Source organism: Flavobacterium sp. P1_E4, from assembly GCF_056405915.1.
On sequence record NZ_JBFUBE010000030.1, the window covers coordinates 19,256 to 30,979 of the forward strand.

7 protein-coding genes and 3 tRNA genes are annotated in these 11,724 nt (G+C 32.5%); 6 read left to right on the forward strand and 4 right to left on the reverse strand.

What is annotated here, in order from left to right:
* Positions 1–56 precede the first annotated feature (56 nt).
* The gene (locus AC1DY0_RS17620) at positions 57–2,624 is read right to left on the reverse strand and encodes an ATP-dependent Clp protease ATP-binding subunit (protein WP_477189896.1); all 2,568 of its coding nucleotides are present in this window, start codon (positions 2,622–2,624) and stop codon (positions 57–59) included.
* A 262-nt stretch (positions 2,625–2,886) separates the two neighbouring features.
* On the opposite strand from AC1DY0_RS17620, the gene gyrA reads away from it, so the two are divergent.
* The 3 genes from gyrA (at position 2,887) to AC1DY0_RS17635 (ending at position 8,612) form a co-directional block, all read left to right on the forward strand.
* Positions 2,887–5,505 carry a DNA gyrase subunit A gene (gyrA, locus tag AC1DY0_RS17625; protein WP_477189897.1) on the forward strand — a complete coding sequence of 873 codons (2,619 nt, stop codon included), beginning with the start codon at positions 2,887–2,889 and terminating at the stop codon, positions 5,503–5,505.
* Between the two features lie 40 nt (positions 5,506–5,545).
* Positions 5,546–6,814: a tetratricopeptide repeat protein gene (locus AC1DY0_RS17630; RefSeq protein ID WP_477189898.1), complete on the forward strand. Its 1,269-nt coding sequence runs from the start codon at positions 5,546–5,548 to the stop codon at positions 6,812–6,814.
* A gap of 733 nt (positions 6,815–7,547) precedes the next feature.
* On the forward strand, positions 7,548–8,612 hold the full coding sequence (locus tag AC1DY0_RS17635) for a tetratricopeptide repeat protein (protein ID WP_477189899.1): 1,065 nt from the start codon (positions 7,548–7,550) through the stop codon (positions 8,610–8,612).
* A gap of 47 nt (positions 8,613–8,659) precedes the next feature.
* Here AC1DY0_RS17635 and AC1DY0_RS17640 read toward each other — a convergent pair whose 3' ends face one another.
* Both AC1DY0_RS17640 and AC1DY0_RS17645 read right to left on the reverse strand, forming a co-directional pair.
* Positions 8,660–9,421, reverse strand: coding sequence for a C40 family peptidase (locus tag AC1DY0_RS17640; protein ID WP_477189900.1), 762 nt, complete (start codon positions 9,419–9,421; stop codon positions 8,660–8,662).
* Positions 9,422–9,525: 104 nt separating this feature from the next.
* Complete coding sequence (locus AC1DY0_RS17645; RefSeq protein ID WP_477189901.1) at positions 9,526–10,710, reverse strand: acetyl-CoA C-acyltransferase; 1,185 nt, start codon at positions 10,708–10,710, stop codon at positions 9,526–9,528.
* Positions 10,711–11,146: 436 nt separating this feature from the next.
* Here AC1DY0_RS17645 and AC1DY0_RS17650 point away from each other — a divergent pair.
* The 3 genes from AC1DY0_RS17650 to AC1DY0_RS17660 all read left to right on the forward strand — a co-directional run bounded on the left by AC1DY0_RS17650 (position 11,147) and on the right by AC1DY0_RS17660 (position 11,475).
* Positions 11,147–11,233, forward strand: a tRNA-Ser gene (locus AC1DY0_RS17650).
* A 79-nt stretch (positions 11,234–11,312) separates the two neighbouring features.
* A tRNA-Pro gene (locus AC1DY0_RS17655) sits at positions 11,313–11,387 on the forward strand.
* Between the two features lie 14 nt (positions 11,388–11,401).
* Positions 11,402–11,475, forward strand: a tRNA-Arg gene (locus AC1DY0_RS17660).
* 122 nt (positions 11,476–11,597) lie between these two features.
* Here AC1DY0_RS17660 and AC1DY0_RS17665 read toward each other — a convergent pair.
* Positions 11,598–11,724 (reverse strand): transposase (locus AC1DY0_RS17665; RefSeq protein WP_477189902.1); only part of this gene is annotated, 127 nt, incomplete at its 5' end.

The window sequence follows — 11,724 nt, forward strand, 5'->3', positions numbered from 1 at the left end:
AAACCCGTTATGTTATTAAAACGTAACGGGTTTGTTATGTAGCATTTTATTTTAAATTATTGGTTAGTAGGCTCTTCAGTTTGATTTGTTGGTTCTTCTGCTTTGTGAATATTTACGGTTAATTCTTGTGAACCATCTACAATATCCATAAAGATTTCATCACCAGATGCAATTTTTGAAGTGATAATTTCTTCAGCTAATGTGTCTTCAACATATTTCTGAATTGCTCTTTTTAATGGTCTTGCACCAAATTGTTTGTCAAAACCTTTATCGGCGATAAATGCTTTAGCTTTATCAGATAATTTTAACTGATAACCTAGTTCTTTAATGCGATCATATAGTTTTTTTAACTCGATTTCAATGATTAAATTGATGTCCTCTTTTTCCAAAGTGTTAAATACAATTACATCATCAATTCTGTTTAAAAATTCTGGAGCAAAAGTTTTCTTTAAAGCATTTTCAATAACGCTTTTAGAGTTATCATCGGCTTGTGCAATTTTGGCAGCCGTGCCAAATCCAACTCCTTGTCCGAAATCTTTCAATTGACGAGCACCAACATTAGATGTCATAATGATAATCGTGTTCTTGAAATCGATTTTACGACCTAAACTATCGGTTAAATAACCATCGTCAAGTACTTGAAGCATCATGTTGAAAACATCAGGATGAGCTTTTTCAATTTCATCAAGCAATACCACACAATATGGTTTTCTACGAACTTTTTCAGTCAATTGACCACCTTCTTCGTATCCTACATATCCTGGAGGCGCTCCAACTAATCTTGAAATAGCAAATTTCTCCATGTATTCGCTCATGTCAATTCGAACCAATGCATCCTCAGAATCAAATAATTCTTTAGCAAGAACTTTGGCTAATTGAGTTTTTCCAACACCAGTTTGACCTAAGAAAATAAAAGAACCAATCGGTTTGTTTGGGTCTTTCAATCCAGCACGATTTCTTTGAATAGAACGAGCAATTTTTAAAACTGCTTCGTTTTGTCCAATTACTTTATTTTGAATAAGCTCAGGTAATTTGGCTAATTTGTTACTTTCTGTTTGTGCAATACGGTTTACCGGAATTCCAGTCATCATAGACACAACATCTGCTACATTATCTTCAGTTACCAATATTCTGTTGGTTTTAGAATCTTCTTCCCATTGCTCTTGAGCTATGGCTAAATCTTTTTCTATCTTTTTCTCATCATCACGAAGTTTGGCAGCCTCTTCATATTTTTGTTTCTTAACAACCAAGTTTTTTAACTCGCGAACTTCTTCCAATTGTCGTTCCAAATCTAATATTTGTTTTGGAACATCAATATTGGTGATATGAACTCTAGATCCAGCTTCATCCAATGCATCAATTGCTTTGTCTGGCAAGAATCGTTCAGACATGTATCTATTTGTTAATTTAACGCAAGCTTCAATAGCTTCAGGTGTATAAATTACATTGTGATGATCTTCGTATTTGTTTTTAATGTTGTTCAAAATAGCAATCGTTTCTTCAACAGAAGTTGGTTCTACAATTACCTTTTGGAAACGTCTTTCAAGTGCACCATCTTTTTCTATGTATTGACGGTACTCGTCTAATGTTGTTGCACCAATACATTGAATTTCACCTCTTGATAATGCAGGTTTGAACATATTGGAAGCGTCTAGTGAACCTGTTGCTCCGCCAGCACCAACAATTGTATGAATTTCATCGATGAAAAGAATGATGTCATCATTTTTTTCCAATTCATTCATTACAGCTTTCATTCTTTCTTCAAACTGGCCTCTATATTTGGTTCCGGCAACAAGGCTTGCCAAATCTAGGGTTACGACACGTTTGTTAAATAATATACGGGAAACTTTCTTTTGAATTATTCTTAGAGCAAGGCCTTCTGCAATAGCCGATTTACCAACACCTGGTTCACCTATTAATAAGGGATTGTTCTTTTTACGACGACTCAAAATTTGTGAAACACGTTCTATTTCTTTTTCACGTCCTACTACAGGGTCTAATTTACCCTCTTCTGCCATCTCTGTTAAATCTCTCCCAAAATTGTCAAGTACGGGAGTTTTAGATTTTTTATTTGATTTATTGGCGGGATTATTGAAATTGCCTTCTTTTAGGCTGTCATCTTGTCCTGAATCGTCATTATAAGATTCGTTTTTTGGCAAGTTTTCTAAAAAATCGTCTTCGTTTGGAGTCATATTGATGTATTGTTCTTTAGCTACGTCATAATCAATTTTAAGTTTATTCAATAGCTTGGTTGTAGGATCATTTTCGTTTCTCAAGATGCACAACAGTAAGTGTGCAGTGCTGATTGATGAACTTTGGAAAACTTTTGCTTCTAAAAAAGTTGTCTTCAAAGCACGTTCTGCTTGACGTGTTAGATGTAAGTTTTTCTTTTCTACACTTACATCAATACTAGGGCTGGCGGGGCTTAGGATTTCAACCTTCCTTCTGAGATGGTCAAGATCTACAGACAGGTTGTTAAGGATGTGAATAGCTTTACCATTTCCATCCCTCAGAATGCCAAGCATTAAATGTTCAGTACCTATAAAATCATGTCCAAGGCGCAGTGCCTCTTCTTTGCTATAAGTAATAACGTCTTTTACTCTAGGTGAAAAATTATCATCCATGATTGTTAGGTATTGTTATTGTAAATTTAGTAAATAAGATAGTCAAAAGCAAAAATCATACCTTTTAAAAACTCTTACTGCTAATTGACAAAAAAAATAGAGAACATATAGTTAAAGCCAGTTTAATTTATTAACCAAATAGGAATAAAAATTTGTTAATAAATCGAATAAATTTCTGTCCATTTATGGGTGAAAACATATTGAGAAAGGTTATATTAGCGGGATTTTTTAAAACAAAATAATTTTAATTTAAGAATATATTATGTCTGAAGGAGAAAAGTTAATTCCTATTAACATTGAGGATGAAATGAAAACTGCCTATATCGATTATTCGATGTCGGTAATTGTATCAAGAGCACTTCCAGATGTTAGAGATGGCTTGAAACCAGTACATCGAAGAGTATTATTTGGTATGCATGATTTAGGAGTAAATTCTAGATCTGCCCATAAAAAGTCCGCAAGAATTGTCGGGGAAGTTCTTGGAAAATATCACCCTCATGGTGATACTTCAGTTTATGATGCTATGGTTCGTATGGCACAAGAGTGGAGTATGCGTTATTTATTGATAGATGGTCAAGGTAACTTTGGATCTGTTGATGGTGATAGTCCTGCAGCGATGCGTTATACAGAGGCTAGAATGCGCAAGATTTCTGAAGAAATTCTTGCAGATATAGATAAAGAAACAGTTGATTTTAAACTAAATTTTGATGATACATTAGAAGAGCCAACTGTTATGCCGACTAGGGTTCCTACACTATTAGTAAATGGTGCGACTGGAATTGCAGTAGGTATGGCAACAAATATGCCTCCTCACAATTTAACAGAAGTAATCAATGGTACGTTAGCTTATATTGATAACAATGATATAGAAGTTGACGAATTGATGACACATATTAAAGCTCCTGATTTTCCAACTGGAGGTATAATATATGGTTATGAAGGGGTTCGTGAAGCTTTCAAGACAGGTAGAGGTAGAGTAGTGATGCGTGCCAAAGTAGGTTTTGAAGAAGTGGATGGACGTGAGTCTATTATTGTTACCGAAATCCCATACCAAGTTAACAAAGCAGATATGATTAAACGTACTGCTGACTTAGTAAACGAAAAGAAAATTGATGGTATTGCCAATATTCGTGATGAATCGGATAGAAATGGTATGCGTATCGTTTATATATTGAAACGTGATGCCACACCAAATGTGGTTTTGAATACACTTTATAAGTTTACACAATTACAATCTTCTTTCAGTGTAAACAATATTGCAATTGTAAAAGGTCGTCCACAAATGTTGAATCTTAAAGACTTGATTCATTATTTTGTAGAACATCGTCATGATGTAGTAACTCGTAGAACTCAATTCGAATTAAAGAAAGCTGAAGCAAGGGCTCATATTTTGGAAGGTTTGATTATTGCTTCCGATAATATTGATGAAGTTATTGCGTTAATTAAAGCATCCAAGAACACTGAAGAGGCGAGAGATAAATTAATCGAAAGATTCAAATTGTCCGATATTCAATCTCGTGCGATTGTCGAAATGCGTTTGCGTCAATTAACAGGTCTTGAACAAGACAAGTTGAGAGCAGAGTATGATGAGATCATGAAATTGATTGAGTATTTGAAATCTTTATTAGCTGATGTTAATTTAAGAACTGCATTGATAAAAGAAGAACTAACGGAAATTCGCGACAAATATGGGGATGAGCGTCGTTCACAAATTGAATATTCTGGTGGTGATGTTAGTATAGAAGATTTGATTGCAGATGAGAATGTGGTAATTACGATATCTCATGCAGGTTATATTAAACGTACAAACTTATCAGAATATAAAACACAAAATAGAGGAGGAGTTGGGCAAAAAAGTGCTGGTACAAGAGATCAGGATTTCTTAGAACATATGTTTGTCGCAACAAACCATCAATATATGATGTTCTTTACTCAAAAAGGTAAATGTTTCTGGATGCGTGTTTACGAAATTCCTGAAGGAAGTAAAACGGCAAAAGGTAGAGCTATACAGAATTTAGTAAATATTGAAAGTGATGATAAAGTCAAAGCTTTTATATGTACTCAAGATTTAAAAGATAAAGAGTATATCAATAGTCATAATCTTGTAATGGTAACTAAACAAGGTCAGGTTAAGAAAACTTCATTGGAGAAATATTCTAAACCAAGGGTTAATGGTGTTGCTGCAATTACAATTAAAGAAGGTGATGAATTGTTGGAAGCTAAGTTGACTAATGGTGAAAGCCAAATCATTTTAGCTGTTAAATCGGGTAAATTGGTTCGTTTTGAAGAAACTAAAACTCGTCCAATGGGAAGAACTGCTTCTGGAGTTCGTGGTATTACTTTAAAAGATGAAACTGACGAAGTGATTGGAATGGTAACCGTTAATGATATGAGTAGTGAAATTCTTGTAGTTGCTGAAAATGGTTACGGAAAACGTTCTAGTCTTGACGAATATAGAATAACAAATCGTGGAGGTAAAGGAGTTAAAACCCTTAATATCACTGAAAAAACGGGTAAGTTAATTTCTATAAACGCGGTGACTGATGCAGATGATTTGATGATTATCAATAAATCTGGTTTGACCATTAGAATGGCTGTAGAAGATTTAAGAGTTATGGGAAGAGCTACTCAAGGTGTTAAGTTGATTAATATAAAAGGTAATGATTCGATAGCAGCTGTTACTAAAGTAATGAAAGATGACGCGGAAGAAGTTGTTGTTGATGAAGATGGAAACGTTATTGAAGATGCTGTAATTGAAAGAGTGAAACCTGTTTTGGAAGTACTTGAAGAGGATGGGGTAACTGAAGAGGATGAAGAAGAGGATGAAGAAGAAGTTGAAGAAGATGACTCTGAAGAAGAGGATGCTGATGATGAGGCATAATTAAACAGTAATAGAATAAATAAATATAAAATAGATTAATATGAAAAGTAGATATGTGATAATAGCGTCAGCATTATTTTTATCAGTAGCAAGTATTGCTCAAAAAAATGAAATTAAAGCTGCTGAAAAAGCATTAAAAGCTGGTAAGGCTGATGAGGCTATTACAATTTTAACAGGAGCAGAATACTTGTCTGTGAATGCCCCTGATGCTGAAAAAGCACAATTCTTATTTGTGAAAGGAAATGCATATTTGGATTTAGCTAATAAAAATGTTGAGGCAGATAAAAATTTAAGCCTTGCTGCAAAAGCGTATCAAGAATTATTGGAGGCTGAAAAAACTTCAGGAAAGGTAAAATATTCTACACAAGCTGCTACATCAATAGCTGAAATTAAAGGGAAATTAATTAATTCTGCAATTGAAGACACAAAAGCTAATAAGGATGCAGAAGGTGCTAAAAAGTTATATGAAGCTTATTTGTTAGAGAAAAAAGACACTATTAATCTTTATTATGCGGCATCTACTTATGTAAATGCAAAGGATTATGATACTGCTCTTAAACTTTACGAAGAATTAAAAGTTTTAAATTATTCTGGAAAAGCGACTTATTATTATGCTGTTAATAAAGTAAATAATCAAGAAGATTTTTTTAATAATGCTGCGGACAGAGATCGTATGGTGAAAATGGGAACACATGAGAAACCAAGAACTGAAAATGTACCTTCTAAAAGGGGTGAAATCTATAAAAACGTTGCTTTAATTTATGTTCAGCAAGGGAAAATGGATTTAGCGAAAAAAGCTGTTTCTGATGCTAGAAAAGCAAATCCAGATGACACTTCTTTAATATTGACTGAAGCAAATTTGTATCTTGAATCAAAAGATATGGATACTTACAAGAAGTTAATTTCCGAAGCATTGGAAAAAAATCCAAATGATGTAGATTTGATTTTTAATTTAGGAGTTGTTAGTGCTGGTGCTAAAAACTATAGTGAGGCTGAGAAATTTTATAATAAAGTTATAGAATTGGATCCAAAATATATTAATGCTTATATTAATATGGCTGCCTTGAAGTTAGATGATGAAAAAGTTATCATTGATGAAATGAATAAACTTGGTACTTCAGCTGATGATATGAAACGTTATAATGTATTAAAGAAAAAACGTGAGGACTTGTTTAGAAGTACAATTCCATACCTGGAGAAAGCGGTAGCATTGGACCCTAAAAATGTTGATGTTGCAAAGACATTATTGAATGTTTATAGCGCATTAGAAATGACTACAGAATATAAAGCTTTGAAGGCAAAAATGTAATTTTAATAAACTAGTTAAATTAATCCTGCTCGAGTTATTCGATGCAGGATTTTTTATTTTATGGTATTATGATTTTTATGCACAAACAATTTTCTAGTAGGTTTTGGATTAAAATAATATAGATTGGTTTTAATAAGATATCTCTATTGGTTTTGTGTTCTAAAATTGGTGTAAAGGAAATTGAGTATTTTGTATTATGAAGAATAAAGTAGTGATAATGCAATAATACTTTGAAATTGCATGATTTACTTTTCAAATAAAACAAAATAGCAATAGTGATTACCTTATTTTAAGAAATCGTTATTTTATTGTTAAAATTTATCGATATTTTATTTGTACAATCAAAAAATAATTTTATTTTAGAGCAAAATTATGAATAATGAAATCGATATAGTTGGCAGAAAAATATGTAAACTTAGTATTGTTAATTGTGTATGAATATAATTTGTAATTTAAATAAATGCATTTACTTAAATTGTTTAATCAAAAAAAAAAATATGTAAAAAAAAACTACTTTCTTTTAAAATGTTTTGAAAAATCGTTTTCTGGAGTAGAAAATCTATTTTGAAACTCTAATCAAAAAAATCATTTTTACATTTAATATTTTATTTCTTTTTTATTTATTAGGCAGTATAGTCTTTATGAATTTTGGACGGAGTAAATATTAATTTTTGCATTAATTTTTTTTATGCAAAATAATCAACCCCTAATATTAACAATTAAACTTAACCTTATGAAAAGAAAATTTGTAATGCTATCAATAGTGTTATTGATAAATGTTGGTGTGTACGCACAAAAGGATCAAATTAAAACTGCTCAGTCAGTTTTTGAAAGTGGAAAAGCTCAAGATGCATTGGGTATTTTAAAAAAAACGGAATATTTGATTTATAATTCTACAGATGAAGAGAAGTCGGATTTTTACTTTTTGAAAGGCAATATTTTAAAAGACTTGGCTTCAAAAAATATTGACATGGCTAATAATCTTTCTTTAGCATCCGAAGCTTATCAAGAATTGATTAAATTTGAAAATGAAGCTGGCAAATATAAATATTCTTTACAAGCAAATGTAGCATTGAGAGAGATGAAATCTAAACTTGTCAATGGTTCAGTGGATGATTATAAAGCTGGTAGATATACAGAGAGTGCTGAAAAAAGTTATAAGGTATACTTGTTTGATAAAAAAGATACTTTAAATTTATTTAATGCTGCTTCTTCGTCAATGACGGCAAAAGATTTTGATTCAGCAGTTAAATATTATGAAGAATTAAAGAAAATTAATTATTCAGGAAAAGGGGTAGTTTACTATGCTACAAATAAAAAGACAAAAACTGAGGAAAGTTTTGCTTCTGCAGCAGTAAGAACAGCAAGTATTACTGCAGGGTTTCATGAAAAACCTAGAGACGAGTTTTCACCATCTAAAAAGTTAGAAATTAATAAAAATTTAGCTTATATATATCTTGAAAAAAATGATGTTGCTAAAGCGGAAATTTGCTATAATAAAGTTTTAGAGTTAGATCCAAATTATATTGATGCTTATATTAATTTAGCTTATGTTAAATTGGAATCTAAAAAGGCTTTAATTGATGAGATGGCTGCTTTGGGTAATACTCCAAAAGAAATGGAGCTTTATGATAAGTTGAAAGCAAAAAAGGATGATTTGGTGAGAAGTGTAATCCCTTATCTTAAAAAGGCATTAGTTATTGAACCTAAAAACCAAGATGTTCTGAAGTCTCTTTTGGGGGTTTATAGATCATTGGATATGACTAATGAATATAATTCATTAAAAGCAAGCATGTAGTTTTAGTACAGTAAAAAAAGGCTAGAAATTATTTTCTAGCCTTTTTTTTATATGATTTTTTTAATTACTCTTAGTTTGTGAGTATGTTTGTTGGTTTCTGCGTTGTAGATTCCTAAATGGTCTAATCTGTCAATCCTGACCTTTCCACTTGCGTGAATAATATAGTTGTTTTCCATTATTATTCCCACGTGTATTATGTTTCCTTCGTCATTGTCAAAAAAAGCTAAATCACCAGGTTCGCTTTCTTCAATAAAACTTAATGCCTCGCCTTGTGTTGCTTGTTGCGATGCATCCCTTAATAATTTATAACCATTTAATTTGTATACCATTTGTGTAAAGCCCGAGCAATCTATTCCAAAAGGTGTTTTTCCGCCCCATAAATAAGGTGCATTCAAATACATAAAAGAAGAGTTTATAATTTTGTTTTTTGGTTTTACGCCGCTTATTTTTTCTCCTTCGAAATTAAAATTACTTGAATTAATTTCTGGATAGTTTAAGAAGGATAATGAGGCTCCAAGTGGAATTGGAATCAATATATTTGATGGGGCTACAATATATTCTATCAAATCTGCATTAAGGATGATTGCATCTGATGAAAGTTGGTTGTAGCTAGACTCTGTAATAGATTGAAATTGTTTGGTGTCTACCCAGCCTTGGTATTGGTCAAAGTGCATTTTTATATGAGACCACTGTTTATATTGTTCTAAAACTTCAAAATGTTCTCCAAATAAAACTTGAGAAACAATTTCACTTTTATCACTAGCTTCGGCACGAAGTGGAATAATGGCTAAATTACAAATCCCAAACATTTATATAAATTAGAAATTAAAATAATACGAATCAAAAACAGTTGTAAAAATAGTAATTTTCAATTCGTATTATTTAATAATTGTATTTTTATTTAAAGTGATATTTATGAAATATTTCTTTCTATAACAAAGGCTGAAGCACCACCACCACCATTACAGATTGCAGCAGCTCCATATTTTGCATTGTTTTGTTCCAAAACATTTAATAATGTAACAATTATTCTAACGCCGGAACAGCCAAGAGGATGTCCTAGGGATACAGCTCCGCCATTAATATTTACTTTTTGATTATCTAGTCCAAGTATTTTGGAATTGGCTAATCCAACTACTGAAAAAGCTTCATTGAATTCAAAATATTCAATTTCATCTAGAGTTAGGTTTGCTTTCGCTAATGCTTTCGCTAATGCTTTTGCAGGACTCGTTGTAAACCATTTTGGTTCTTGGGCGGCATCTGCATATCCTTTTATATATGCTAATGGTTTTAAACCTAAAGAGATTGCTTTTTCTTCACTCATCAAAATAACTGCCGCCGCACCATCATTAATGGTTGATGCATTTGCTGCGGTAACTGTTCCGTCTTTTGTAAATACAGGGTTTAGTGTAGGTATTTTTTCTAGCGAAACATTRGTGAATTCTTCATCTTTTGAAATAATRATYGGWTCGCCTTTTCTTTGRGGAACKGCTACAGGGACTATTTCGTTATCAAATTTTCCTTCATTCCAAGCTTTAGCTGAACGTTCGTATGATTGAATTGCAAATTTATCTTGTTCTTCTCTTGAGATCTTATATTCAGTTGCGCATAGATCAGCAGAAACACCCATGGCATTGTTATCATATGCGTCTGTTAATCCATCTTTTTGCATTCCGTCAATCATTGTACTAGGTCCGAATTTGGTACCGTTTCTTAAATTCATATAATGCGGAATCAAACTCATGTTCTCCATTCCTCCGGCAACTACAATTTCGGCATCTCCACATTGGATGGCTTGTGATCCTAACATTAGAGCTTTCATTCCAGAAGCACATACTTTATTGACAGTAGTACAGGCAACAGTATTAGAAAGACCTGCATAAATTGCAGCTTGACGTGCTGGAGCTTGACCTACGCCAGCTTGCACGACATTACCCATAAAAACTTCGTCAACTAAATTTGGGTCTAATTGTATTTTTTCTAATGCACCTTTGATGGCTATTGCGCCTAATTTTGGTGCGGTAATTGTAGATAATCCTCCCATAAAACTGCCGATTGGTGTTCTAACGGCAGAAACGATAACAACTCTTTTGCTCATGTTTATTATATGTTGATTTATTATAGCAAATTTAAACTTATTTTGTAAAATTCAAATTTTTAATGGATTTAAATTGGGATATATTTAACGAATCTCTGTTTTTGGGTTTGTTTTCATCTAATTCACTAATGAATGTAGGTTTTTTACTTTTGAGATGTTATATTGTTTAATAAAAGAAGTAGATAATAAAAGAGTTAGTGAAGAGTGGTTTGAATTAGTATTTAAAAAGCATTTATTCTCTCTCATTAATGATAATAGTCTGCTTCAAGTTTTTTATTGGAATAAAAAGTTTTTTTTGATGATAGTTATATCTTTGATAGTGAAGTCATTTGAATAAATAGTCGAAAAATATGAAAAAAAAGTGCTGAAATAGTTGTGAGAAACGTAAACATGTCTTAAGTTTGCAACCGCAAAACAGGACACGTTCCTTGAGCTTGGAGAGTTGCCTGAGTGGCCGAAAGGACTTGTTTGCTAAACAAGCGTATGGGTAACTGTACCAAGGGTTCGAATCCCTTACTCTCCGCAATTTATTCTTGATTAAGAATCATAGCAAGATTCGATATTTTATTATATTTTCATAAAATAAATTAATAGATTGTTTTCGGGGTGTAGCGTAGCTCGGTTATCGCGCCTGCTTTGGGAGCAGGAGGCCGCAGGTTCGAATCCTGCCACCCCGACAAATAAAAATAATGGACGCATAGCTCAGCTGGATAGAGCACCTGCCTTCTAAGCAGGCGGTCGAAGGTTCGAATCCTTCTGCGTTCACTTGGAAACCCACTGATTTCAGTGGGTTTTTTTGTTTCTATACTTTTCGTGTTTTTTATTTTCCTACATTTAGGGGATCAGGGATCAGGTGCAAAAGTTGGATCAGGTGCAAAAGTTGGGGATTATGCAAAAAGATTAGATAATCTGAACAAGAAAAAATCTATATTTCTCACTCCTCTAAATTGACTTCTAAAAGCTTTTATTTTTGCATTGAAAGATTCGGCAGAAGCATTTGTACTTCTGTTATGA

Coding starts and splice junctions, on each gene's coding strand:
- AC1DY0_RS17630 (WP_477189898.1), top strand. CDS start 5,546: ATGAAAAGTAGATATGTGATAATAGCGTCAGCATTATTTTTATCAGTA.
- gyrA (WP_477189897.1), top strand. CDS start 2,887: ATGTCTGAAGGAGAAAAGTTAATTCCTATTAACATTGAGGATGAAATG.
- AC1DY0_RS17635 (WP_477189899.1), top strand. CDS start 7,548: ATGAAAAGAAAATTTGTAATGCTATCAATAGTGTTATTGATAAATGTT.
- AC1DY0_RS17640 (WP_477189900.1), bottom strand. CDS start 9,421: ATGTTTGGGATTTGTAATTTAGCCATTATTCCACTTCGTGCCGAAGCT.
- AC1DY0_RS17620 (WP_477189896.1), bottom strand. CDS start 2,624: ATGGATGATAATTTTTCACCTAGAGTAAAAGACGTTATTACTTATAGC.